27 protein-coding genes are annotated in these 23,859 nt (G+C 44.0%); all 27 read right to left on the reverse strand.

Going from position 1 to position 23,859, the window contains the following annotated elements; all coding sequences use genetic code 11:
• Positions 1-45: 45 nt before the first annotated feature.
• The 27 genes from tsf to fliI all read right to left on the reverse strand — a co-directional run bounded on the left by tsf (position 46) and on the right by fliI (position 23,858).
• Positions 46-927 carry a translation elongation factor Ts gene (gene tsf / locus MHB63_20465; GenBank protein MEK3808908.1) on the reverse strand — a complete coding sequence of 294 codons (882 nt, stop codon included), beginning with the start codon at positions 925-927 and terminating at the stop codon, positions 46-48.
• Positions 928-1,088: 161 nt separating this feature from the next.
• Positions 1,089-1,787 carry a 30S ribosomal protein S2 gene (rpsB, locus tag MHB63_20470; protein ID MEK3808909.1) on the reverse strand — a complete coding sequence of 233 codons (699 nt, stop codon included), beginning with the start codon at positions 1,785-1,787 and terminating at the stop codon, positions 1,089-1,091.
• 150 nt (positions 1,788-1,937) lie between these two features.
• Complete coding sequence (locus MHB63_20475) at positions 1,938-2,375, reverse strand: hypothetical protein (protein ID MEK3808910.1); 438 nt, start codon at positions 2,373-2,375, stop codon at positions 1,938-1,940.
• 52 nt (positions 2,376-2,427) lie between these two features.
• Complete coding sequence (locus MHB63_20480; protein MEK3808911.1) at positions 2,428-3,195, reverse strand: FliA/WhiG family RNA polymerase sigma factor; 768 nt, start codon at positions 3,193-3,195, stop codon at positions 2,428-2,430.
• Positions 3,196-3,231: 36 nt separating this feature from the next.
• A complete protein-coding gene (locus tag MHB63_20485) occupies positions 3,232-3,741 on the reverse strand; it encodes a chemotaxis protein CheD (protein ID MEK3808912.1) in 510 nt (169 codons plus the stop codon).
• Positions 3,742-3,747: 6 nt separating this feature from the next.
• Positions 3,748-4,200, reverse strand: a complete 453-nt coding sequence (locus MHB63_20490; GenBank protein MEK3808913.1) for a chemotaxis protein CheW — start codon at positions 4,198-4,200, stop codon at positions 3,748-3,750.
• A 41-nt stretch (positions 4,201-4,241) separates the two neighbouring features.
• Positions 4,242-6,203 (reverse strand): chemotaxis protein CheA, encoded by a 1,962-nt coding sequence (locus MHB63_20495; protein ID MEK3808914.1) that lies wholly within the window; start codon positions 6,201-6,203, stop codon positions 4,242-4,244.
• Positions 6,204-6,240: 37 nt separating this feature from the next.
• Positions 6,241-7,287 carry a chemotaxis response regulator protein-glutamate methylesterase gene (locus MHB63_20500; GenBank protein ID MEK3808915.1) on the reverse strand — a complete coding sequence of 349 codons (1,047 nt, stop codon included), beginning with the start codon at positions 7,285-7,287 and terminating at the stop codon, positions 6,241-6,243.
• Positions 7,288-8,151 carry a MinD/ParA family protein gene (locus tag MHB63_20505; protein MEK3808916.1) on the reverse strand — a complete coding sequence of 288 codons (864 nt, stop codon included), beginning with the start codon at positions 8,149-8,151 and terminating at the stop codon, positions 7,288-7,290.
• A 3-nt stretch (positions 8,152-8,154) separates the two neighbouring features.
• A complete protein-coding gene (locus MHB63_20510; GenBank protein ID MEK3808917.1) occupies positions 8,155-9,225 on the reverse strand; it encodes a flagellar biosynthesis protein FlhF in 1,071 nt (356 codons plus the stop codon).
• On the reverse strand, positions 9,222-11,255 hold the full coding sequence (flhA, locus tag MHB63_20515) for a flagellar biosynthesis protein FlhA (protein MEK3808918.1): 2,034 nt from the start codon (positions 11,253-11,255) through the stop codon (positions 9,222-9,224). Before flhA ends, MHB63_20510 begins: the two co-directional genes overlap by 4 nt.
• 42 nt (positions 11,256-11,297) lie before the next feature.
• Entirely contained in the window at positions 11,298-12,380 is a 1,083-nt protein-coding gene (flhB, locus tag MHB63_20520) for a flagellar biosynthesis protein FlhB (GenBank protein ID MEK3808919.1), read from the reverse strand.
• 1 nt (position 12,381) lies between these two features.
• The gene (gene fliR / locus MHB63_20525; protein MEK3808920.1) at positions 12,382-13,155 is read right to left on the reverse strand and encodes a flagellar biosynthetic protein FliR; all 774 of its coding nucleotides are present in this window, start codon (positions 13,153-13,155) and stop codon (positions 12,382-12,384) included.
• Positions 13,156-13,159: 4 nt separating this feature from the next.
• The gene (gene fliQ, locus MHB63_20530; protein ID MEK3808921.1) at positions 13,160-13,429 is read right to left on the reverse strand and encodes a flagellar biosynthesis protein FliQ; all 270 of its coding nucleotides are present in this window, start codon (positions 13,427-13,429) and stop codon (positions 13,160-13,162) included.
• A gap of 14 nt (positions 13,430-13,443) precedes the next feature.
• Entirely contained in the window at positions 13,444-14,109 is a 666-nt protein-coding gene (fliP, locus tag MHB63_20535; protein MEK3808922.1) for a flagellar type III secretion system pore protein FliP, read from the reverse strand.
• A complete protein-coding gene (locus MHB63_20540) occupies positions 14,106-14,729 on the reverse strand; it encodes a flagellar biosynthetic protein FliO (protein MEK3808923.1) in 624 nt (207 codons plus the stop codon). The genes fliP and MHB63_20540 overlap by 4 nt, the downstream gene beginning before the upstream one ends.
• A gap of 17 nt (positions 14,730-14,746) precedes the next feature.
• On the reverse strand, positions 14,747-15,109 hold the full coding sequence (locus MHB63_20545) for a response regulator (GenBank protein MEK3808924.1): 363 nt from the start codon (positions 15,107-15,109) through the stop codon (positions 14,747-14,749).
• Between the two features lie 19 nt (positions 15,110-15,128).
• Positions 15,129-16,229, reverse strand: a complete 1,101-nt coding sequence (fliY, locus tag MHB63_20550; protein ID MEK3808925.1) for a flagellar motor switch phosphatase FliY — start codon at positions 16,227-16,229, stop codon at positions 15,129-15,131.
• Positions 16,222-17,220, reverse strand: a complete 999-nt coding sequence (gene fliM / locus MHB63_20555) for a flagellar motor switch protein FliM (GenBank protein ID MEK3808926.1) — start codon at positions 17,218-17,220, stop codon at positions 16,222-16,224. Before fliM ends, fliY begins: the two co-directional genes overlap by 8 nt.
• 35 nt (positions 17,221-17,255) lie before the next feature.
• The gene (gene fliL / locus MHB63_20560; protein MEK3808927.1) at positions 17,256-17,687 is read right to left on the reverse strand and encodes a flagellar basal body-associated protein FliL; all 432 of its coding nucleotides are present in this window, start codon (positions 17,685-17,687) and stop codon (positions 17,256-17,258) included.
• Positions 17,680-17,901, reverse strand: a complete 222-nt coding sequence (locus MHB63_20565) for a flagellar FlbD family protein (GenBank protein MEK3808928.1) — start codon at positions 17,899-17,901, stop codon at positions 17,680-17,682. The genes fliL and MHB63_20565 overlap by 8 nt, the downstream gene beginning before the upstream one ends.
• A gap of 32 nt (positions 17,902-17,933) precedes the next feature.
• Positions 17,934-18,857, reverse strand: a complete 924-nt coding sequence (gene flgG, locus MHB63_20570; protein MEK3808929.1) for a flagellar basal body rod protein FlgG — start codon at positions 18,855-18,857, stop codon at positions 17,934-17,936.
• A 48-nt stretch (positions 18,858-18,905) separates the two neighbouring features.
• On the reverse strand, positions 18,906-19,340 hold the full coding sequence (gene flgD, locus MHB63_20575) for a flagellar hook assembly protein FlgD (protein MEK3808930.1): 435 nt from the start codon (positions 19,338-19,340) through the stop codon (positions 18,906-18,908).
• A gap of 13 nt (positions 19,341-19,353) precedes the next feature.
• On the reverse strand, positions 19,354-21,486 hold the full coding sequence (locus MHB63_20580; GenBank protein ID MEK3808931.1) for a flagellar hook-length control protein FliK: 2,133 nt from the start codon (positions 21,484-21,486) through the stop codon (positions 19,354-19,356).
• A gap of 26 nt (positions 21,487-21,512) precedes the next feature.
• A complete protein-coding gene (locus MHB63_20585; GenBank protein ID MEK3808932.1) occupies positions 21,513-22,082 on the reverse strand; it encodes a hypothetical protein in 570 nt (189 codons plus the stop codon).
• 13 nt (positions 22,083-22,095) lie between these two features.
• Positions 22,096-22,539, reverse strand: coding sequence for a flagellar export protein FliJ (gene fliJ / locus MHB63_20590; GenBank protein MEK3808933.1), 444 nt, complete (start codon positions 22,537-22,539; stop codon positions 22,096-22,098).
• Complete coding sequence (fliI, locus tag MHB63_20595) at positions 22,536-23,858, reverse strand: flagellar protein export ATPase FliI (protein MEK3808934.1); 1,323 nt, start codon at positions 23,856-23,858, stop codon at positions 22,536-22,538. The genes fliJ and fliI overlap by 4 nt, the downstream gene beginning before the upstream one ends.
• Between the last annotated feature and the right edge of the window lies 1 nt (position 23,859).

The following is a 23,859-nucleotide window of genomic DNA, read 5'->3' on the forward strand; positions in this document are numbered from 1 at the left end:
GTCTTCATTAAGGAAAACAGCTGTTTTCTCTTATGTCGGACTGAATTATTTTTTGACTTGGTTCATAACTTCTTCAGCAAAGTTATCCTGGCGTTTTTCAATGCCTTCGCCTACTTCAAAGCGAGTAAAGCTTTTTACTGTTGCGCCTTTAGACTCAACAAATTGTTTTACTTTAAGATCAGGGTTTTTAACGAAGTTCTGCTCAAGAAGGCAGATCTCTTCGAAGAATTTGCCAAGACGGCCTTCAACCATTTTTTCAACGATGTTAGCAGGCTTGCCTTCGTTTAGAGCCTGCTGAGAAAGAACTTCGCGCTCGCGAGTTACTTCTTCTTCGCTTACAGCGTCACGGCCGATGTATTTAGGGTTAACAGCAGCTACGTGCATCGCAACGTCTTTAGCTGTATCTTCGTCAGTTGTTCCTTCAAGAACAGCAAGAACGGCAATGCGGCCGCCCATGTGAAGGTAAGAACCGAATGCATCGCTGTCTGTTTTTGATACGATATCAAAGCGGCGAAGAGTGATTTTCTCACCGATTTTAGCGATTGCAGAGTTGATGTAGTCATTTACAGTTGTGCCATTGTCCATTTCAGATGCAAGAGCAGCTTCAAGGTCAGCAGGCTTTTTAGCAAGAAGGTGTGAAGCAAGTGTATCAAGAAGCTCCTTGAATCCTTCGTTTTTAGCTACGAAATCAGTTTCAGAGTTCACTTCAAGGATAACGGCTTCGTTTCCTTCAGCTTTAACAAGAGCAAGTCCTTCAGCAGCTACGCGGTCCGCTTTTTTAGAAGCAGAAGCGATTCCTTTTTCACGAAGGAAATCAATCGCTTTTTCCATATCGCCTTCTGTTGCTGTAAGTGCTTTTTTGCAGTCCATCATACCTGCACCAGTTTTTTCGCGTAATTCTTTTACCATTTGAGCTGTAATTGCCATGAGAGTTTTCCTCCTTAATTTTCGGCCGTTCCGCCATTATGTATTGGTTTCATTCTGAACTAGAATGTTTTTCGTTTTGTTAAAGGGGGCTTTTCCCGTCAGGAAAAAGCCTCTTTAAAAAAGGTGATAAAAGGCATTCCCCTCTTATCACCTTTACTTGATTAAGCAGTTGTTTCTTCACCTTGTTTTGTTTCAAGAATTGCATCAGCAATTTTAGAAGTTAAAAGCTTAACTGCACGGATTGCATCATCATTTGCAGGAATTACGTAATCAATTTCATCCGGATCGCAGTTTGTATCAACGATACCAACGATTGGAATGTTCAATTTGCGTGCTTCAGCAACGGCAATGCGCTCTTTGCGAGGGTCAATGATGAATAGTGCATCAGGAAGACCTTTCATGTCTTTGATTCCGCCCAAGAATTTCTCAAGACGCTCAAGCTCTTTGTTAAGCTGAACAACTTCTTTCTTTGGAAGAACTTCGAAAGTGCCGTCTTCACGCATTTTTTCGATGTCTTTCAGACGTTTGATGCGCTTTTGAATCGTTTCAAAGTTTGTAAGCGTTCCGCCCAACCAACGTTGGTTAACGAAGTACATTCCTGAACGCTCAGCTTCTTCTTTAACTGAATCCTGAGCTTGTTTTTTAGTTCCTACGAAAAGAATTGTGCCGCCGTTTGCAGCTAGTTCTTTCGTGAACTGGTAAGCTTCTTCAACCTTCTTAACTGTTTTTTGAAGGTCGATGATGTAGATGCCGTTACGCTCAGTGAAGATGTAACGCTTCATCTTAGGGTTCCAGCGGCGTGTTTGATGGCCGAAATGAACACCTGCTTCAAGTAGTTGTTTCATTGAAATGACTGACATGGTATTTCCTCCTAATGGTTTTTTCTCCTCCGCACATATCATCTTCAGGCAAAACTGTCTAAACAGCACCAATGCCTGAATCTATGGCGTGTGTATTAACACCAAAAATTAATATATCATAATGAAAAATCATTCGCAAGCAAAATTCGACTAGAATTGGCGGAATTTCAGCATAAGGGAGATTTCTGTTTTTCCTTTATCAAGCTTTTTTGCTATTTCTTCTATTGTATAGCCATTTTGATAAAGATTTAATACATACAGACGGAATTGATCCGACTGGTCTTTTTCATGAAGAGTTTCAGGAGCTTCCTCATGAGAAAGCTCTTTCTGCTGAACCCCTCCGCCGTCATGAGAATCTGCGGAACTTTCGCCCGTTATAAAAGAACGGTCAAGCGCAGCCAGAAGCTTTTCATTCTCTTCTCTCATCTCAAGCATGCAGGCGGCAAGCGCCTGTTCTGTTTCTTCAAGCATGGAGGCCTGCCTCTCTTCAGCCTGCAGCACATTTTTATAACGTAAAAATAAAAGTGCAATCAAATAAAGTGATGCAGCGTGCAGAATAAGGCTTAATGCCAGGAGTGCTGCTGTCATATACCGTTTCACCTGACCTTTTTTTATATCGCCTGTTTACAAAAGCGGCCCGTCAAGGATTAATTTTTTCAAGAAGATGCTTCAGCTTAAACAGAGCTTTTGAATGAATCTGCGAAATACGTGATGTAGATAGACTTAAGACCTGCCCGATTTCAGTCAGCGTCAGTTCCTCTTTATAAAATAAGCTGATGACCTGCTGCTCTTTTTCTGTCAGATTGACAATGACTTCTGCAAGCTGTCCGATCAGTTCGTCCTTTACCATTTTCTCTTCAGGCATTTCTGCTTTTTCGTCCCGGATGACGAATTTCTGATGGTCCTGTTCGTCATGTTCATGATTTTGATCATCAATAGAGAGAACATTGGCAAAGAAGCCTTCATTCATGATCGAAATGACTTCGTTTTCCGACATTTCAAGATCTGCGGCCACTTCTTTTGGTTGAACATTCCGCAAATATTTTTGTTCAAGCCGTTCAATGGCGGCATCCACTTTTTTTGCTTTTTCTCTTGAGCTGCGGGGCAGCCAGTCTTCTTTTCTCAGTCCGTCAAGGATCGCTCCTCTTATTCTGAAAGAAGCATACGTTTCAAATTTCAGGTCGCGTGTGTAGTCAAATTTTTCAAGAGCATCGTAGAGACCGACCATGCCTATGCTTTTTAAATCTTCTTTATTAACTGATTTGGGCAGGCTGACTGAAATGCGCTGTACATGATAGCTGACAAGGGGCAAATAGCGGTGAATCAGCGCATTGCAAGCTTCATGGTCACGGTAATGAATCCATTTATTCCAATATTCTTGTTCTTCGAGTTTTGCAGCTTGTTCCATTTTTCTCCCCTTCTGCTGTGATATTTCCGGTGTCTGTCAGATTGTTTTTGCAGATTGATTGACTGTGGAAATAGAAAGCTTTCCTGTTGCGGGATTAAACTCGATCGTTCTCCCGCTGCTTCCCCCAGTATCCATGCTGATGACAGGAATTTTCATTGTATCCAGCTGCTTTAAAACAGCGGCCACATTCCTTGCTCCGATGTTGAGCATCCTCGAAGGCTGAAAAGGGAACATTTGCGCTCCGCCTGCAAGCTTTGCTTTCAAAGCACCCTTTCTGCACCCTCTTTCTGCCAGTTTATCAGCCAGGTCCTTTACAGCTGTATCCGCATATTTGGAAGGATTGTAATCTCCTGTGCGGGACAAAGAGGAATCAGGCAGCATGATGTGCACGAGGCCGGCTGTTTTTTGTTCCTCGTCGAACAGCACAAGCCCTACACATGAGCCAAGTCCGGATGTTCTTATCAAATATGGCTGTGAAACGATGTTTTTTTCAGCAATTCCAACCTTGATCATTCGCTCCTGTTTGTCCATTCCAAAGGCTTCCATCGCGGATTATGCAAGCTGAACATTCCGTTTGTTAATGGCAGGGGAATGTGATGTGTCTGCTAAAACCTTATTCAGATCCAGAAGAATGATCAGGCGTTTGCCGGATTTTGCAACGCCGACAATGTATTCCGCCTCTTCTGCTCCTGCAACTTCAGGTGCAGGCTCACGCTCTTCAGGAGACAGATCAATGACATCATTTGCTGAATCGACGATAAAACCTACTTCATATGAATCAAGAGCCGCGACAATAATCCGGCTGCTTTCAGACAATTCTTCCTGCACAAGCCCAAATCGCGTTCTCAGATCGATCACAGGAGTGACGATCCCCCTCAAGTTCATGACCCCTTTTACAAAAGAATCTGTTCCGGGCACACGCGTGATCGTCTGCATTTTTTCTATTGATCTCACTTTTCCGACAGCAATGCCGTATTCTTTGTTATTAAGCTGAAAAACAATCATTTTCTCAAGCGTATCATTCACGTTTCTTCTCTCCCTTCCGGCTATTTAATCAGGGCGTTGCAGTCGATAATAAGGGCTACTTGTCCGTCTCCTAAAATCGTAGCTCCTGATACAGCAAAAACAGAATTCAAGTAGTTTCCGAGGGGTTTGAGCACAATCTCCTGCTGGCCAATAAAAGAATCTACCATCAGAGCCGCCAGCCGGTCGCCTTTTTTGACAATGACAATCGCCAGGTGCGAGTCATCAAATGGGTCGCATGGGACCTCTAAGATTTCCTTCAGTGAAACAAGCGGAACAATTTTCCCCCTGTAATCGATGACTTTCTGATTGTGCGCGTTCAAGATTTCATCTCTTCTGATTACCGCTGTTTCAATAATAGAGGAAATCGGAATCGCAAATGTTTCGTTTGCAAGCTTCACAAGCAGCACGGAGATAATGGATAAAGTCAGCGGAAGCTGGATGGAAAACAGTGAGCCAAAGCCTTCCCTTGACTGAATGGTTATGCTGCCTCCAAGTGATTCAATCGTATTTTTGACAACATCAAGACCCACGCCTCTGCCTGAAACATCTGAAATGGTGCTGGCCGTAGAAAATCCTGATGCAAACATGAAGTCATAAACCTGTTCATCAGACAAGTCTCCGCCCTCTCTTTCAGTGACAAGCCCGCGCTCTATTGCCTTTTTCAAGATCCTCTGCCTGCTTATGCCGGCCCCGTCATCTTCTATATCAATAAAGACATAATTACCGCTGTGATAGGCTTTTAAGGCGACGTTTCCTTCTTCAGGTTTACCGTTCATCCTCCGCTGTTCAGGTGTTTCAATCCCGTGATCAAGCGCATTTCTTAATAAATGGACGAGTGGATCGCCGATTTCATCAATGACTGTTCTGTCAAGTTCTGTTTCAGCGCCGGTAACGGACAAATGAATTTTTTTGTTCAGGTCCTTCGCCAGCTGGCGAACCATTCTCGGAAATCGATTAAAAACTGTTTCAACTGGCACCATTCTCATATTCAAAATAATGGTCTGCAAATCTCCGGAAATGCGGCTCATATGTTCCACAGTTTCATTGAGTTCGCTGTTTTTCAATTCTTTTGAAATCTGTTCAAGGCGGCCCCTGTCTATGACAAGCTCTTCAAACAGGTTCATCAGGCTGTCCAGTCTCTCAATGTTCACACGGATCGTCTTTGAACTTCCTGAAACCTTTGCAGCAGCCGTCTCAGCTTCTGCCTCGGACTCCGTTACAATCTCGGCGTCCTTTTCAATGAAGACGGACTGATCAAGTGCAAGCGGGCTGATTTCGACTCTCTCAACCTCTGAAACTTTCATCATCTGCGACTGAATGTCTTCCGGCTGCTCTTTTGAAACGAAAATCAAACGGAATGTTGAATCGAACTTTTCCTCCTCAAGCATGTCCGCTGCCGGAACAGATTTAATGATCTCGCCAAGTTTTTCACCAAGCTCAAAAATCATGAAAACCCTTGCTGCTTTTAAAAGACAGTCCTCTCTAAGAAAAACAGTAATTTCGTAAGGCTGATACCCCTGCTCTGCCCCCTGTTGGATAACGGTGCGTTCAAAATCATCAAGGATCATCGTTTCGGACGGAACAGGAACCACAGCCTGGTCTTCAGCGCCTTCGAGCTTTTTAAACGTTTCAATCATTTGGAGCACGTCTTTTTTTCCGTTTCCTCCGCCTGCAATGGAAAGAACCATTTCTTCCAGTAGGTCAACAGCTTCAAATGCGGCATCAAGAACAGCAGGCTGAACAGACAGTTTTCCGTGACGGATCGCATCAAGCACATTTTCCATATGGTGAGTCAGGTTTGCAAGGTCCGTATAACCCATTGTTGCACTCATGCCTTTTAACGTGTGTGCTGACCTGAAAATTTCACTTACAATCGCTGAATCTTCAGGGTTTTTCTCAAGTTCCAGGAGCTTTTGACTGCAGGACTGCAGATGCTCTTTGCTTTCTTCAATAAAGACATCTAAATATTGATTCATATCCATTTTGACTTACTCCCCTTAGACTGCAAATATTTCCGGCTTATGATTGAACTGATTTAAGAATCGCATCAGCAATATCTTCCAGATGTTCAACTGCATCAACTGCATTCGTCTCAACTGCCATTTTGGGCATTCCGAATACAACGGATGTTTTTTCGGATTCTGATATGGCATGAAGGGATCCGGATTGTTTTAATTTTTTCAGTCCTTCGGATCCGTCTGAACCCATGCCTGTCATGATCACAGCTATTTTGTGGACATTTTTGATCCGGCTGAGCGATTCAAACAATACATCAACAGAAGGTCTGTGAGCCGTATTAAGGCTTTCCTTGGTAAGCCTGATCACAAGCCCGGACATTGATTCTTCCACTTTCATGTGAGTTCCTCCCGGTGCGAGGTAGGCTGTGGCCTTTTTGACAAGTTCCCCGTCTTCTGCCTCTTTGACAGTAAGATGCGATAACGTATCAAGCCGCGCTGCAAGCGAAGCGGTAAAACCCTCCGGCATATGCTGCACAACAAAAACAGGTGCGTTCAAATCCCCCGGAAGCTTCGGCAGAACCTGCTGCAGCGCTCTTGGTCCTCCTGTTGATGTGCCAATGCAGATGACTTTCCTGCTGCTGTTCAGCCTGGACGTTTTCCTTTCGTTAAAAGGTCTGTTCCTTCCGCCAACAGTGATGGTTTCCATTTTCAGCTGGCCAGCCATCTCAACCTTTCGGATCAGGTCGTCCTTTACTTTATGCAGATCAAGTGAGATTGCCCCGGAAGGCTTCGGTATAAAATCAACCGCTCCCATTTGAAGAGATTGAATCGTGAGATCCGCTCCCCGCTGCGTCATGCCTGAAAACATGATAACCGGCTTTGGCGTGCCCTCCATGATTCGCTTCAGTGTCTGAAGCCCGTCCATACCGGGCATCTCTATATCCAGCGTCACCACGTCCGGATTCAGCGCCTTCACTTTTTCGAGGGCATCCTCTCCGTTTCTTGCTGTGCCGGCAGCATAGCACGTACCGCTTTCATTCAGGAAACCGGCAATCAGTTTCCGCATAAATGCAGAATCATCCACAACTAGAACAGACGTTTTATTCATTTAATCTCCGCCTCCCCTGAAGAGCTGTGACACTCTGGAAAAAAATGATGTTTTTTGAGGCGGTGCCTCTGAAGCGGGTGCAGAGACCATGCTGTCAGCAATCCGGCAAATACCGCGCGAAGCCGGGCATTTAGGAAACAGGATGCTGAATGGCACCTGCCTTTTTACGGCTTCTGATACGAGTGCATCCTGGGGCATCCAGCCGGCAAAAGATACCTCCCTGTCAAGAAAACGGGTGACAGCCGACTGCATTCTGGCAAATGTTAATTGGGCTGTTTTTTCGTCATCGGCTTTATTGACAACAATGGAAACAGGTATGGATTTTTCATGGAAACTTATGACCTTGATCGCTGAGTAAGCATCTGTTATCGCAGTCGGCTCAGGTGTCGTCACAACCGCCAGCTCATCAGCACTCATGGCAAACTTTAAACTGTCAGATGTCATTCCTGCACCAAGATCAAGTAGCAGATAATCGTACGTGCAAAATGCCTGGTCAAGCTCTTGTGAAAAGGCCGAAAGCTGCATGTCATTAAGGGAAACCACATGCGAAAGTCCTGTACCTCCTGAAATGTAGTCAAAACCCGCACTGCTTTTGCAGATGATCTCACTCAGCTTCTTTTCTCCCTGAAAAAAATCAATCATGGAATGTCTGCTGGATTCCCCAATCAAGAGATCGATGTTCCCGTAACCGATATCAAGATCTAAAATGAGCGCCCGCTTTCCCCGTCCGCAAAGCTGTGCTGCAAGATTTACGGTGAAGCCCGATTTTCCGACTCCTCCTTTTCCACTCAGCACGGCAATTGCTTTGGCGGTTTTGTTTTCTGTCTTAAATATCTGTCTTCTTAACTGCTCTGCCTGATCCATTTTCTACCTCATAATCTCCTCTGCCATCATTTTTGCGGAAGCCGGCATGATGTCATCAGGAACGTTCTGGCCATTAGAAAAGTATGAAACGCCAAGCCCGGCAAACTGAACGAAATCATAAAGTGAACCTTTAGCAGCTGTTTCATCAATCTTTGTAAAGATCAGCTTTTCCGGATTCATTGCACTGAAATTCATGTAGATCTCCTGCATGTCGCTGTACTTGGAAGCAGCGGAGAGCACAAGATAGGTTTCTGTGTCATCATTTGCTCCAAGCAGATCCTTTAATTCATGAACGAACAATTTGTTCCTGTAGTTTCTTCCGGCTGTATCAATAAATACGGCATCCATTTCAGCAAAAGCTTCTTTTGCTTCCTTTACATCTTCAGGGGTATAGCAGACTTTGAGCGGAGCATTTAAAATACCTGCATAGGTCCTGATCTGGTCAATCGCTGCAATTCTGTATGTATCAGTTGTGATAAAGGCAATTTTTTTCTTTTCTTTTAACATGCTTTCAGCTGCAAGCTTTGCGAGCGTTGTAGTTTTCCCCACACCAGTAGGACCGGCGGCTAAAATATATTTTTTCTCATGAGAAATCCCATTAAAAGGGAAGGCGGCCAGTTTCTCAGCCATGATTTCTGATGCTTTTTGCACCCAGTCCTGCAAGGACCGTTCCCCTTCCATTTCTCTGAGTTCAGAGAGAATGTCTGCTCTCCCCTGCACTTCCTTTTCTGCCAGAAGCCGTTCAAGCTCTTTCAGCTCTTGAGGCAGATTGACCGCTTCTTCTTGTTCACGGAGCGATTTTACAAGACTCTTAACTTCTCTCATTTCGCTCAGCAGAGAGGTTTCTGAAAAGACTTCCTGAGGCGGCTCCTTCTTTGGTGCCGGCATTGTCCTGAAGACAGGATCCGGATCATGCCCTGCGATGACTTCAACCTTTTTTTTGGCAAAGAAACCGAGTATTCCTCCTTTATAAACATGCTTGGAGCTTAAAATAACAGCATCCTTGCCAAGATCGTTTTTAATTTGCTGCATCGCTTCCTGCATATTTGCAGCAAGAAATTTTTTCACCTTCATGCAATATTCACCAACCCAACGCTCTGAACTTCAACATTTGCTTCAAGCTCATTGTAGGAAAGCACAGGAAGCTGAGGAAAGTAACGGTCAATCAGCTGCCTTACATACATCCTTACGGCAGGAGAACAGAGCAGAATCGGTGTTTGCTCCTGCAGGGAAAGCTGCTCTACCTCTTTAGCAATGGATTCAATAATGGCCTGGGAAAGATCCGGATCCATTGCCAGATAATTTCCGTGCTCGGTCTGCTGAACACCGTCAGCGACTGCTTTTTCCACTTTTCCTGACAGAGTGACTACTTTTAAAGTATCTCCGGCTGTATACTGACCAGTAATTTGCTTTGCAAGTGCCTGTCTCGTATACTCGCAGAGCAAATCAGGATCTGATGTCAATTTCCCGTAGTCCGCAAGTGCTTCAAAGATGACCGGCAGATTGCGGATGGATACTTTTTCTTTTAAAAGCTTGGAGAGCACCTTCTGAATGTCGCCAATGGAAAGCGGGGAAGGCGTAACCTCTTCAGCAAGGATAGGATACGTTTCCCGCAGATGATCCAGCAGCTGTTTCGTTTCCTGTCTTCCAAGCAGCTCGTGCGCATGTCTTTTAATTGTTTCTGTCATATGAGTCGATACAACGGACGGAGGATCAACAACTGTATAACCGAACATTTCCGCCGCATCTTTGTTTTCTTCAGTGATCCATTTTGCAGGCAGGCCGAATGAAGGTTCAATCGTATCGATCCCTTCAATTGAATCATCTTCAATACCTGGGGCCATCGCGAGGAAATGATCGAGAAGAATTTCACCCTTCGCGACCTCGGTCCCTTTCAGCTTAAGTCTGTATTCGTTCGGCTGAAGCTGAATGTTGTCACGGATGCGGACAACAGGAATAACAAGCCCGAGTTCAATGGCAAGCTGCCTTCTGATCATGACAATCCGGTCAAGCAGGTCTCCGCCCTGATTTGCATCTGCAAGCGGAATAAGGCCATAGCCAAATTCAAACTCAATTGGATCCACATTCAGCAGCTGCACGACACTTTCCGGTGATTTCATTTCATCCAGTTCGATCTCTTCCTCAGCAGCTTCTTCTGTTTCAGGGAGTTTCTCTTTTGATTTTGAAATAATGTATCCGCCTGCGCCAAAAGCGGCAGCGATCGGGACTGTCACAAATAATCCGATTGGCGTAAACAGTCCAAGAAGCAAAATCGTTCCTGCAGCTACATACATCATTTTCGGATAGGCGAAAAGCTGACTTGTAATATCCGATCCCAGATTTCCATCTGAAGCTGCTCTTGTTACGACAATACCGGTTGCAGTCGAGATAAGCAGCGCAGGAATCTGGCTGACAATCCCGTCTCCGACTGTGAGCATTGTAAAGTGGGATGCAGCGTCGCCAAAACCCATGCCAAGCTGCATCATGCCGATAATGATTCCGAAAATCATGTTAATGATGACAATGATAATGCCGGCAATCGCATCTCCCTTTACGAACTTGCTCGCACCATCCATTGCTCCGTAGAAATCTGCTTCTCTGGATACTTTTTCGCGGCGTGATCTTGCCTGCTGTTCGGAAATGACACCGGCGTTGAGATCTGCATCAATACTCATCTGCTTTCCCGGCATCGCATCAAGCGTAAAGCGGGCAGCAACCTCTGAGACACGCTCAGAACCCTTTGTAATGACGACAAATTGAATGATAATAAGAATAAGAAACACAACAAATCCAACAATGACATTTCCGCCTACAACGAAGGTTCCGAATGTTTCAACAACTCCCCCGGCTTCACCATGAGAGAGAATCGCGCGGGTTGTCGATACATTCAGTCCGAGCCTGAACAATGTCAAGAGAAGCAGCAGGGATGGAAAAATGGCAAAATCCAGCGGCTCCCTCATGTTCATGGAGGTCAGCAGCACAAGAAGAGCAAGTGTAATATTAAGCATGATCAGCAAGCTTAACAGCCATGTAGGGAACGGAATAATGAGCATCGCAACAATTAAAATAACACTAAGCAATACAGTCAGATCTTTTGCTTGCATCAGGTACCTCTCTTTCTATGAAAACGCAGGCATTGCAGGTTCTTACCCCTTATTTTTCAGCTGATACACGTAAGCCAGAATTTCAGCTATCGCTTTAAAAAATTCTTCCGGCACAGCCCTGCCGATATCAACCTGATCGTATAACGCTCTGGCTAAAGGACGATTTTCAATCATCGTCACATTATTTGTTTTCGCCGTTTCTTTGATTTTCTGAGCGACAAAATCGACTCCTTTAGCAACAACGAACGGTGCATCCATTTTATCTTCGTCATATTTAAGGGCAATTGCGTAATGAGTCGGATTTGTAATCACGACATCTGCCCCAGGTACATCCTGCATCATTCTGCGTGTTGCCATTTCCCTTTGCTTTTGCTTAATTCTCGACTTAATCAGCGGATCTCCCTCGGATTTTTTAAACTCGTCCTTTAAGTCCTGTTTTGACATCCGGATATTTTTCTCGAAATCATATTTTTGATAAAAATAATCGAGAAGCGAGAGAAAAAGGAGAGCAATGGATGCGAACAGCCCCATCTGAAAGGCAAGCTTCGAAACAAAGAGAAACGCTTTTTCAACCGACAGCTTTGAAAGGGACAGAATCTCGTCCATCTGAAACCAAATGACGGAAAAAGTGACAGCCCCGACAAATGATATTTTCAAAATGGATTTCAGCAGTTCAACGACAGCTCTGAGCGAGTAGATCCGCTTAAACCCTTGAATTGGATTGATTTTTTCCAGTTTCATCTGCACCGCTTCAGTTGAAAACAAAAACCCGACCTGCATGTAATTCGCTGCAACTCCCGCAACCAGGGCAACCGCCATAATCGGTCCTGCCATATACGCGGACTGAACAGCAATCTGGATCATTAATTCATGTACATTTTTCTCGGACAATTGAAGCAGCAAGGTCTCCTGCAGCGAAGATTTCATCAGTGCGAGCAGCTGCTTCATCATATATGGTCCAATAAACAGAAAGGCAAGGAATACAGCGAGGAGACCGATGGCTGTATTTACATCTGCGCTCTTTGCAACCTGCCCCTTTTTTCTGACGTCTTCGCGTTTTCTCGGGGTGGCTTTTTCTGTTTTTTCTCCTGAAAAGAATTGCAGGTCCAGTTTTATAAAATCCATGTCAGCCTCCGGCAAAAAGTTGCATCAAATTTCTCATCGTTTCAATCATCATTTCCATCACATGCTGAATGAGCATAAAAATAGATCCCATAACGAGAATAAGCATTACAAAGCTGACTCCGATTTTAAGAGGCAGGCCAACGACGAAAATATTCAGCTGCGGAACAGTCCGAGCAGTAATCCCAAGGGCAAGGTCCACCAAAAAAAGAGAAGCAGCGACCGGAAAGGACATTTGGAATGCGATCAGAAACATTGCGCTGAATGCTTTCGTAATTAATAGTGCAGCACTTCCATCACCGAGAGGAAACAATTCTCCTCTAAGAGGAATAAATTGATAGCTGTAAAACACGCCGTCCAAAAGCAAATGATGTGCATTTATGCTCAGCATGAAGAATAGCGCCATGACATTCAGAAACTGCCCGATCAGCGGACTTTGAGACCCTGTTTGCGGATCAATAATGTTTGCAATAGCAAAGCCCGTCTGAAAATCAATTAAACTTCCGGCGATTTGGACAGCCGCGAGCATCAAGTAAGCAGAAAACCCGATCAAGAGGCCAATAAGCACTTCTTTCAGCACCAGCAGAACAAATTCTCCGCCTATTTCTACAGGTTCCGGCTGAACAGATGAAAAAACAATGACTGATAAAAAGAATGAAAAACCAATTTTGTGCTGCTGCGGAATCGTTCTGTAGGAAAACAGCGGCATTGTGACAAAAAAAGCGCTCATTCTTGCAAAAATAAGCAAAAATGCCGGAAAATACTCTATTACATCCATTCTCTTATCCTACAAACCGGTCAAGGTTGCCGAAAATGTCCTGTGCGTACGAAATGATTGTAGACAGCATCCATGGACCGAAAAAAATCAGCCCGACAAGAACCCCGACAATTTTCGGAACAAACGCAAGCGTTTGTTCCTGTATTTGAGTTGTGGCCTGAAAGATACTTACTGCAAGTCCAATAATCAGTGCAATGGCAAGCAGCGGCCCGCAAATAATCAGCGTTGTATAAATCGCTTTTTCTGCTATAGAAATAACAAATTCAGAACTCATCTTATATCTCCTGTTCAAAAGCTTTGAAGCAATGATTTCACAACCAGGTACCACCCATCCACAAGAACGAAAAGAAGGATTTTAAATGGCAGAGAAATCATCACGGGAGGAAGCATCATCATCCCCATAGACATCAAAATACTAGCTACAACCATATCAATGACCAAAAAAGGAATGAAAATCATAAATCCAATTTGAAAGGCTGTCTTAATTTCACTTATTGCAAATGCAGGAACAAGTGCAGTCAAAGGGATATCTTCAACTGACTTGGGCTTTTCAAGATTGGCATATTGAAGAAACAGCGCAAGGTCTTTCTGCCTTGTATGTTTGCTCATAAATTCCTTAAGCGGAAGTGAAGCTTTATCGTATGCCTCTTCAAGACCGATTTCTTCATTGAATAAAGGTGTCAGCGCCTGCTGATTAATATCAGAAAAAACCGGGGCCATGATAAAAAAAGTTAAAAACAAAGCAATTCCAATCAGGATCTGATTAGGAGGCATCTGCTGTGTGGCAAGCGACGTTCTGACAAATGAAAGCACGATGATGATTCTTGTGAAACATGTCATCAAAATCAGAATGCTTGGAGCGAGAGAAAGGACAGTCAGCAAAAGCAGCAGCTTGACAGATGTGCTTACATTCGCAGCATCGCTTGAGCTGAATATTTCTATAAATTCGTTCATTCTTTGCTGTCCTTTCTCTTTATGTCTTCCAGTGCAGATTGCCGGTCTTTTCTCAGTTGAAGAAGCTGATCTTTAAATGAAGCCAAAGGTTTTTCTTCCCGGGAGCTGGATGCCCCTGCCAATCCGGACAGGTTTTTAACCCACTCAGGCTGAACCCTGTGCTGCATAAACTTCTCTTCATGGAGCCGGACAATTTCTTTGCATTCTTCTTCATCATCTATTTCCTTCAGCAGCTGAACACTGTCTGAAACACCGACGACAAGAATACTGCCGCCGACTTTCACCAGCTGTACACTCCGGTTCTGCCCCACATTTGTTCCGCCGAGATTCTCTATGTATTTGGATGAAGCGTTAATCCTGTTTTTTCCTGCTGTAAACTTTATAAGCATATAAATTAAGAAAAGAACAAAACCAGTAGCAAGAATCATTTTTATAAAATCCCATGCTGATACACCGGGAGCAGCCGTGTCTTCCTTCTGGGCTTCAGGACCTGAAGGCCGGTCGTTTTTCACCCAGTCAGAAACGGTTCCTGATTCCTGTCCGGCGAAAACTTGAACGGGCTCATTAACAAGCAGACAGAGACAGAAGAACAGCAAAAACCATAGCCATTTTGTATTCACGTGCTGGTATTCTCCCTTTAGCTTAATGTTTTATTGATTGCTTCAAGCACCCGGTCTGCCTGGAACGGCTTCACGATAAAATCCTTCGCGCCCGCCTGAATCGCATCAATAACCATCGCCTGCTGGCCCATGGCCGAACACATGATAACCCGCGCATGAGGATTCATTTTTTTAATTTCTTTTAATGCCGTTATTCCGTCCATCTCGGGCATTGTGATGTCCATTGTGACAAGATCAGGATGGTGTTCTTTGTACTTTTCTACTGCCTGCGCCCCGTCAGAAGCCTCTGCAACAACATCAAACCCGTTCTTTGTCAAAATATCTTTGATCATCATTCTCATAAAAGCTGCGTCATCCACAATCATAATTTTATGTGCCATATTCGTCTCTCCCTAAAAATTACTTTAATCTGTGCAAGCGTTCGGACTGGCTAAGGATATCTGTCACCCGCACTCCGAAGTTTTCCTCGATTACTACAACTTCTCCCTGTGCAACAATTTTATTGTTGATCAGTATATCTACAGGCTCTCCTGCAAGTTTATCAAGTTCAATAATGGACCCTGCGGACAGTTCAAGAATCTCTTTCACTGAACGCTTCGTTCTGCCAAGTTCAACCGTTACTTTAAGCGGAATATCAAGCAGCATATCAAGATTTTTCATGTCGTTTTTAGGAGCAGCCGCCCCGTCAAATGAAGAAAATTCTGCCGGTTTTACTTCCACCGGACTAGGTTTGTACTGGATTTGTTCCTCCTGAACAGGCTTTTGAGGCGGAGCCTGCTGCTGATATGCCGTATTAGGCATCGTCTCAATTGCTGCTGCCGGTTCTGGGGGATTCATCAGTTCATCTACAAGCCCCTTAGCAAAATGGAGGGGAAGCAGCTGCATGATTTCGGAATCGATCAGAGTTCCCACTTTGATTCTGAATGCAACCTTCAAAAAAGGATCATCCTGTGGAAGCGCCTCAGTCCCTTCTCCGCCTTTTAAATCCAGCAATTCAATAGATGGAGGAGAAATATCGACTTTTTTATTGAAGATCGTCGACATAGATGTAGCTGCAGAACCCATCATTTGATTCATAGCTTCCTGCACAGCGCTGATCATGATGTCATTTAGCTCAGTATCCGTAATTTCACCATTTCCGCCGATCATTAAATCCGCGATGATGGCGGCATCACTCTGTTTAATCACAAGCAAGTTGCTTCCTGTAAAACCTTCTGTGTAATTCACTTCGATCGCGACATATGGATGCGGAAATTCATCCGCAAGCTTTTGTCTTTGAATGACTGACACTGTCGGTGTTGTGATATCCACTTTTTGCTGAAGAAGAGTCGACAGCGCTGTTGCAGAACTTCCAAACGAAATATTTCCGATTTCGCCAATTGTGTCCTGCTCCATTAATGTAAGGTAATCTTCTATTAAATTGTCAGAATCGTAGTCGCTGCTCCCGCTGCCATTCAGCAGGGCATCGATTTCATCCTGAGATAACATCCCGTTACTCACTTTCTTTTTGCCCCCCTTGGTATTGTCCCAATACTTGCACAGCCGATTTGCGCTTTAATTTTCCGGGCTGTCCGATGAATTTTGGCTGGTCTCCAATTTTAATGATTAAAGGCTGATCTATTGACGTTTCAAGCTGAATGACATCTCCTGCCGAAATATCCAAAAACTCCTGTACGGTTATCTCTGAGTGTCCGAGCTCCGCTGTTACCTCAAGTTCAGCACCATGAATTTTCTTCTCAAGAGCGTTCACTTCAGCTGCTTTTGGCTCTTTCCGCTCGGATTGCATCCAAAAATGAACGCTTAGCCTCGGCATGATCGGCTCAAGAACGACATGAGGTATGCAAATATTTATCATCCCGCTGGTATCGCCAATCTGCGTGTTTAATGAGATAACAACGACAGTTTCATTTGGGGATACCAATTGGAGAAACTGCGGATTCACCTCAAGCTTCATATCCGCTGGTTCAATATCATACACAGAGCCCCAGGCCTCTCTGTAATTATCGAGAGATTTTTCAAACAGGTTTGTCATAATTTTCGTCTCAATTTCAGTCAATGAAGTCGAGTGGCTTATTCCAGTACCATGGCCGCCCATCAGCCTGTCCATCATGGCATAGGCGATGTTCCGGTTTACTTCCATTAGGACTCTGCCATTCAGAGGCCTTGCTTCAAATACGTTTAAAACGGTCATCTTTGGGATTGAACGGATAAATTCTTCATAAGGCAGCTGGTCAACGGCTCCGGCGGTAATTTGAACGTACGTGCGGAGCTGAGCTGAAAAATACGTTGTCAAAAGCCTTGCAAAATTTTCATGAATTCTAGTTAAGCTTCTGATTTGGTCTTTTGAAAAGCGCAGCGCTCTTTTAAAATCGTAAACTTTTACTTTCTTTTCCGTTTCTTCCTTTTTCAGTTCATCTGCATCCATCTCTCCAGAAGAGATTGCAGACAGCAGGGCATCTATTTCACTCTGGGACAGTATCTCGCTTGACATCATTCACACCTCCTCTGCACAGAATGTTTGCAAGATTACTGGATAATATAGGAGGTTGTGTATACCTTCTTGATTTCGCCCTTTTGCAGTAATTCATTCACTTGTTTTTGTACCGTCTTTTTAAATGCGTTCATGCCTTCTTTTCCATCTAGTTCTTCAGCTGTTATGCTTGAAAGCTCAGAAATAATGATATCTCTTACTTGAAATTCTCTTTTTTCAAGCTCTTCCTTCGCTTTTTTGCTGTCCGTTTCAAGCTTAAAGGAAAGCCGGACAATATTATCGCTTGAGAGATTGGTCGTGATTTCGGGAAGATCATATGATTGAGCAATGACATCATCAATGGATGGTCCTTTTTCTTTTGCTTCAGCAGTACCCATGAAATTTGTTACGATAACAAGTGCTGTCACCCCTACAAGCGTGATCGACGTAATAATGACAAGCATGATCGTCATTAGTTTTTTATTCATCTTCCTTCACCTCCGCAGAAGCAGCTGCATGCATGATATGAATCTCCCGGTAAAACTTCTTGATTCTCTCTGCAACCTCTGCTTCAGATTCCTTCACTACAAATTTCTTTCCATTTGTCAGTGTGATGGTTGTATCGGGAAAGGATTCTATCTGTTCCATATAAATGGCATTCAGTCTAAACGGTTTGCCGTTCAATCTAGTCAGTAAAATCAATTTATTCGGGGTACAGCCCCCTGCCCCCTAACCTATCGTTTTAAGTTCATCAGTTCCTGAAGTATTTCATCTGAAGTGGTAATCACTTTTGTATTGGACTGGAAACCGCGCTGTGCAACGATCATGTCTGTGAATTCCTCTGCGAGATCTACGTTGGACATTTCCAAAAATCCAGTCATGATTGTTGCTGAACCGTTTTGGCCAGGGATATCAAATTCAGCTAATTCCCATGTATTATTGTTGTTTTTATCGATAGTTCCTGAGTTGCTTGACTCTTTATAAAGATTTCCTCCAACTTTTTCAAGCCCTCCATCGTTCGCAAAATTCGCTACGCGTATTTGGCCGCTGACTCGTAATTGACCACCTGAATCAACAAAAGAAACCGTTCCGTCAGGTCCAATATTGAAGCTCTTTGCATCCAGAGGAATTTGAATAAGTCCTGCAGAATTACTTGTACCTGTTCCAAAGCCAGTATTTGTTTTTTGACCAGCTTCACCTATTAAGTAGTAGCCGTCTGCAGTAACAAGGTATCCCTGATCATCAAGGTAAAAGTTACCTGCTCTTGTGTAACTTAAATCAACAGCATCTTCAATAGGTCCGGTAATCCTATTTGTAGTAAAATCAACACTTCCCTTAATTGTCCCAACCGCAAAAAATCCGTCTCCCGCAAGCGCAAGGTCAAGAGTCCGTCCTGTTGATTGGTTAGCTCCCCCGGTGTGGATCGTATCAATTGAACTAAGTGCCGATCCAAGACCAACCTGCTTGGCGTTCATGCCGCTTGTGTTGGCAGTAGCAGCACTTGCACCTGCCATTTGCTGGCTCATAAGATCTTTGTATGTCACACGGCCTTTTTTGAATCCGTACGTATTGACGTTTGCGATGTTATTTCCGATAACATCAAGCTTTGTTTGAAAGTTTTTCATTCCGCTTACTCCTGAGTACAATGAACGCAACATATATAATCTCTCCCTGGTTTTTTATCTTTTTTGACCTATTTGCACGCTTTAGGAAGCGGATGCTTCCGTTACTTTTGTGACGAAAGCACTTGGCACTTCGTCTCCGTTTTGCATCTCAAGAATAATATCCGGTCCCGATTGTTTAATGGATTTAACAATTCCTGTTTTTGCTTCACCGTCTTCTGTTTTCCAGTCAATCTGCTTTCCGATCATCTCAGAGTATTTCAAGATGCCGTCATTCACCTGAACCTGTATGAAGCTGCTCATTTGTGTATTCAAGTTGGTCATCTGCTCCAGTGATGAAAAGCTTGCCATTTGAGATATAAATTCTTTGTCTTCCATTGGATTTAGAGGATCCTGGTTTTGCAGCTGTGCAATAAGTATTTTCAGGAAATCATCTTTTCCGAGACTTGATTTTCCTCCAGTTCTGACAGCTGCAGTTGAAGAAAGGAAAAGTCCCGAGTCAATCGTATTTTGAGCCATTGTTTATCTCCTTTTATGTCAGCATGTTCAGATGATCTTTAAATGAATCAGTCTCTTCAGCGCGGTCTTTTTCCTCACCCTTTTCTTTTTCCGGCTGCCCTTCGTCTTGATCACGTTCGCGGAACAAGTCTGGCTGCTCCCCGTATACATCAAATCTGTCTACAGCAATTTGAAACGCCGGAAGGGCGGCTTTGAGATGCTGAATGCTATGTTCCACAAGCTCTTTTGCAGAAGAGGTTGAGGTAATAATTTTTGCCGTCGTTTCCCCGTTCAGTCTTTGAAGCTTTACTGTCAGAAGGCCAAGATGCTCAGGTGCAAGTCTGATTGTCATTTGGGAAAATCCGTTTATTGCAAATGCAGGTTTTGCTCTTTTGAACACCTCGGTGATCTGGGCTGAAAATTCCCGTTTAACCGGCTCGCCCTGATGCTCTTTTAGTTCAGGGGAAGCATTCAGCTTTACCTCAGTAAGTCCCGGTGAAGGCTGATGCACAGTACTGTTCCCGTCCTTGTTAAACAATTGCTGCCATTCATTCTTCATTTCCGGTAAGCCTGGACTGCGCATGTGATTCTCCGTCACATTTACCTCCAACTGTTTGAGGTCTGCCTGAAAATTACCCATGGAATCAGGAGTCTGCGGCCTGGTCCCATTGCTGGATTCAACTGCAGCCGGTCTGAAATAGCCTTTACTCAGAAGCTGATGGACAGCCTCCTGTTTTCCCCCGCCTGCATCTATTTCTTTTTTCAGCAGAAGACGGCCAATGGCAGGCTGTTCTGTATAACTGGCTTTATGAAGGACTTGAAGGAGCTGATTCCCTTCGAGTTGAGACTGCAGATTTTTCAGTGAAGATATCGTTCTATCCGAGTCTGTCCTTACTGCAGCACTTATCTCTTCAATAAGTCGGGCAAGACCCTGTTCTCCGCCTGCAGAAAAAATACGATGCAGAGGCTTTAAAATGGACGTAAGTTTATCAATCGCATTCTTATTAATAATCGTTATGTCCTGCTGATTTTCAAAGTCCATGGCCTCATTGTTCTTACTGTTTTTGTCTGAAGGCCCTACTTTCAATACATCTTTTATTGCTTGCTTAATGGCAGCGAGTATATTTCCTTCTAAGGTTTCCGCCTCAGAAGATTTACTGAACAATGTGCTTGCCCCGCCAGAAAATGTTTGTGGTGCATGTCCCCTTGACGCGTTCATTAAATCACCATGGCGGTTAATGCTATTTGCATGCTGAGGATTTTGCAACATAGCAACGTGAGGCTCACTATTTTCACCCATAACTTGTGCAGAAAATTGTGCCTTTTCAGCTGACTTTTCCTGGACTATAGATGATTCCTGTCCTGCCGTTTGTCTGACATATCCGAAAGCTGGAGGAGTGTTAGTTTTGCCTGTGAAAAGATCTGCCTTGACTTCTGCCGCTGCGTATTTTTCTGCTGTAGTAAGCAGGTTTGCTTCGTCGGTGTTTTCCGCCTGTTGCATGTTCTGTCCAGTTATTGCTCTTTGTTCTCCGACCCGAACCGGATGTGGAGAAGCAGCAATATCTGCTGAATGCTGACTCATCCTCATCGTTTCAGTAATCCCGGAGTCTTCATTTGCCGTTTTTTTCTTCCGCTGAAAATGTGCTTCGGGAGCGGCATGCGCATTGGTCATATTATGTGAAATTCCGCCTGCTTCAGCTTTATGTTTTGGAGCATCCCCTCCTGCAAAACCTTCCTTGCTTTCAGGTCCAATGAATTCACCAGCTCCGTTTTGAACCTTTACTACTGTTTTTTCAGGATAATCAGCCTGCTCAGCCGCAGTTTCTGTTTCTTTTATCAAAAACCTGCCTAACCCGGTTTTAGTCTGTTCAGAAATCGTGTGTTCCGCAGCCGGCATAAGCGGCTGGAGGCCATTTACAGTTCCTTCAGGCATGACGGCTTCATTTACTGCCAGTTGCTTGATAAGCTCTTTGAATGCATCTGCCAATTCGGGATCCGCGTATTCATTTTTCTCATTAAACGAGTCAACTTGTCCGCCTGTCTCAGTACTTCCTGCCGCCCCGGCAGAACCGAGCAGTAAAGATAAAAAGGAAACCTGTACCCCTGAACCCGTCTTGCCGTCATTGTTCATGACCGAAACCGGGCCTGCCGAAAACGTAATTTTCAACCTGCATCCCCCTTGTCTCTTGCAAACTAGGAATCTGAAAGCATATTTGTATATTTAGCGGCGTCTTCCGGACTCATTTTTTCCAAAACAGAAATAACTTGTTCATCACCAATAGCTTTCAGAATCTTTAATGCTTCTTCATCAGAAAGCAGCGGAATGATCGCCGCGGCTTTTTTACTTGTCATTTTATTGTAAAGTTTGGCGATGTCCCGTCCGTTTTCCTCTTCGGCTGCTGCCGCTTTCAGCTGTTCTTCCATGGATCTAATTTCCTGGCTCAGCCGCTGAATCTCTTCCTCTTTTAAGTCCCTGTCATTTTCAAGGGCAGCTATATCCTGCTGCTGTCGTTTTATTTCCGATTTTTGAAGCTCATTTTCTTCCTTGAGTTCCTTTTCTGCAGAAGACTCTGCATGACCGGATGTTTTCTGTTCTGCGGGGATTCCCGGCAGAAGTGCGGCAGTTTCTTTTAGTTTTCCGGTTACGTCAATTCCCGCAACAGTTAAAATGACCGCAATGAAGGTTACCGTAAAAAAGAAAGGGATGATGACAACAAAGAGCAGCCATTGGAATTTTCCAGTTTCTTTTTCATCGTTTTTCACTTTCACTTTTCACCTAATTCCCCCGCACGGCATAAGACTGGACAGAAAGATCGTCCATACTCTTGATTTCAGTGTCTTTCACCCAGCGCACATAGACTTCGCGGTGTTTTTCTTTCATTTTTTCGTACTTTTTTACTTCTATATTTTTTTCTGTGAGAACTTGCTGCTTTTCATTCATTCTCTCCCTTGCTGCTGCTGTGAGATTCTGATAGTGTGAAATTGTTTTTTCAAGATTTGATACAAACTGCTGAAAGTGCCGGATTTCCTGAACCGGCATGCCCGAATTCAGCTGAAAGAGCGTTTTTTCTTCAAGCACTTCTTTTTTCTTCAGGCATGTATACAGCTTTTCAGCAGCCTTCTCAAAGTCTGCTACCGATAACTGATAAGCTTCAAGAGACTGATCTTTTTCCATTTCTTTAAGTTCAAGAATTTTTTGAAACCTGTAAGCGTATTTCACGTGTTATCTCCTATTTCAATCAGTGATTGCAGGTATTCCGCACTTTGTTCAAATGAGATTTTTTCGTGCACATCCTGCTTCAGAAAAGAAAGGATCTTCGGATAATACCTGATCGCTTCGTCAATTTCTCTGCTGGTTCCGCGCTTGTATGCGCCTATGTTAATTAAGTCCTCAGAGTTTAAATAGACAGCAAGCAGATCCCTTAGCTTTGAAGCGTTTTTCTTTTGTTCAGCAGGGACAATCTGGCTCATCACACGGCTGATGCTTTTCAGCACATTGACTGCAGGAAATTGCCCTTTATTTGCAAGATTTCTGTCAAGAACGATGTGGCCGTCAAGAATTCCTCTTACCGTGTCTGAAATCGGCTCATTCAGATCATCCCCGTCAACCAATACTGTATAAAAAGCGGTAATGGAGCCATGTTCATTTGTTCCGGTCCGTTCAAGAAGCTTCGGGAGGACGGCAAAGACACTAGGCGTGTACCCTTTTGTGGTCGGAGGCTCTCCTGCTGCAAGGCCAATTTCCCTTTGCGCCATGGCAACACGGGTGACAGAATCCATCATCAGCATCACATTTAACCCTTTATCTCTGAAATATTCTGCGATTGCAGTAGCTGTATAAGAAGCCTTCAGTCTCATCAGGGCAGGCTGATCAGATGTAGCAGCCACAATAATGGACCTTTTGAGTCCTTCTTCACCAAGGTCTTTTTCAATAAATTCACGAACTTCCCGCCCGCGTTCACCTATGAGGGCAATGACATTCAGGTCTGCTTTTGTGTTTCTTGCAATCATTCCGAGAAGCGTGCTTTTTCCAACACCGCTTCCTGCAAAAATGCCGACACGCTGTCCTTTTCCAACTGTCAAAAGACTGTCAATAACTCTGACCCCAACTTCCATCGTCTCATTGATTGGCGGACGGTTCATAGGGTTTGGCGGATTTTGTTCAGCTGATATTGGCGTCAGGCCTTTTGGCAGCGGTGATTGATTAAAGGGAAGACCGAATGCATCAACTGTCTGGCCGATCAGCCCCATTCCCGCTTTGATCTTCAGAGGCTCGTTTGTTGCTTCAACAAGACTTCCGGGTGAGATCTGATTCACATGCTCAAACGGCATCAACAGAACATATTCATCTCTGAAACCTACTACTTCTGCAGCTATTTTCATTTCCTTAGAAGTACCCGTATGAATGTAGCAAAGGTCGCCAATTGAGCTTTCCGGACCTTTGGATTCAATCATCAGCCCGATTACCTTGCTTACTTTTCCATATATTTTAAATGAATCCATTGAATCTATCTTTAGAAGCAAGTCTGCTGCTTTCAAA

Source organism: Bacillus sp. FSL H8-0547 (genome assembly GCA_038002745.1).
Lineage (GTDB): Bacteria > Bacillota > Bacilli > Bacillales > Bacillaceae > Bacillus_P.

Coding starts and splice junctions, on each gene's coding strand:
- tsf (MEK3808908.1), bottom strand. CDS start 927: ATGGCAATTACAGCTCAAATGGTAAAAGAATTACGCGAAAAAACTGGT.
- rpsB (MEK3808909.1), bottom strand. CDS start 1,787: ATGTCAGTCATTTCAATGAAACAACTACTTGAAGCAGGTGTTCATTTC.
- MHB63_20475 (MEK3808910.1), bottom strand. CDS start 2,375: ATGACAGCAGCACTCCTGGCATTAAGCCTTATTCTGCACGCTGCATCA.
- MHB63_20480 (MEK3808911.1), bottom strand. CDS start 3,195: ATGGAACAAGCTGCAAAACTCGAAGAACAAGAATATTGGAATAAATGG.
- MHB63_20485 (MEK3808912.1), bottom strand. CDS start 3,741: ATGGAAGCCTTTGGAATGGACAAACAGGAGCGAATGATCAAGGTTGGA.
- MHB63_20490 (MEK3808913.1), bottom strand. CDS start 4,200: ATGATTGTTTTTCAGCTTAATAACAAAGAATACGGCATTGCTGTCGGA.
- MHB63_20495 (MEK3808914.1), bottom strand. CDS start 6,203: ATGGATATGAATCAATATTTAGATGTCTTTATTGAAGAAAGCAAAGAG.
- MHB63_20500 (MEK3808915.1), bottom strand. CDS start 7,287: ATGAATAAAACGTCTGTTCTAGTTGTGGATGATTCTGCATTTATGCGG.
- MHB63_20505 (MEK3808916.1), bottom strand. CDS start 8,151: ATGGATCAGGCAGAGCAGTTAAGAAGACAGATATTTAAGACAGAAAAC.
- MHB63_20510 (MEK3808917.1), bottom strand. CDS start 9,225: ATGAAGGTGAAAAAATTTCTTGCTGCAAATATGCAGGAAGCGATGCAG.
- flhA (MEK3808918.1), bottom strand. CDS start 11,255: ATGCAAGCAAAAGATCTGACTGTATTGCTTAGTGTTATTTTAATTGTT.
- flhB (MEK3808919.1), bottom strand. CDS start 12,380: ATGGATTTTATAAAACTGGACCTGCAATTCTTTTCAGGAGAAAAAACA.
- fliR (MEK3808920.1), bottom strand. CDS start 13,155: ATGGATGTAATAGAGTATTTTCCGGCATTTTTGCTTATTTTTGCAAGA.
- fliQ (MEK3808921.1), bottom strand. CDS start 13,429: ATGAGTTCTGAATTTGTTATTTCTATAGCAGAAAAAGCGATTTATACA.
- fliP (MEK3808922.1), bottom strand. CDS start 14,109: ATGAACGAATTTATAGAAATATTCAGCTCAAGCGATGCTGCGAATGTA.
- MHB63_20545 (MEK3808924.1), bottom strand. CDS start 15,109: ATGGCACATAAAATTATGATTGTGGATGACGCAGCTTTTATGAGAATG.
- fliM (MEK3808926.1), bottom strand. CDS start 17,220: ATGTCAAGCGAGATACTGTCCCAGAGTGAAATAGATGCCCTGCTGTCT.
- fliL (MEK3808927.1), bottom strand. CDS start 17,687: ATGAATAAAAAACTAATGACGATCATGCTTGTCATTATTACGTCGATC.
- flgG (MEK3808929.1), bottom strand. CDS start 18,857: ATGTTGCGTTCATTGTACTCAGGAGTAAGCGGAATGAAAAACTTTCAA.
- flgD (MEK3808930.1), bottom strand. CDS start 19,340: ATGGCTCAAAATACGATTGACTCGGGACTTTTCCTTTCTTCAACTGCA.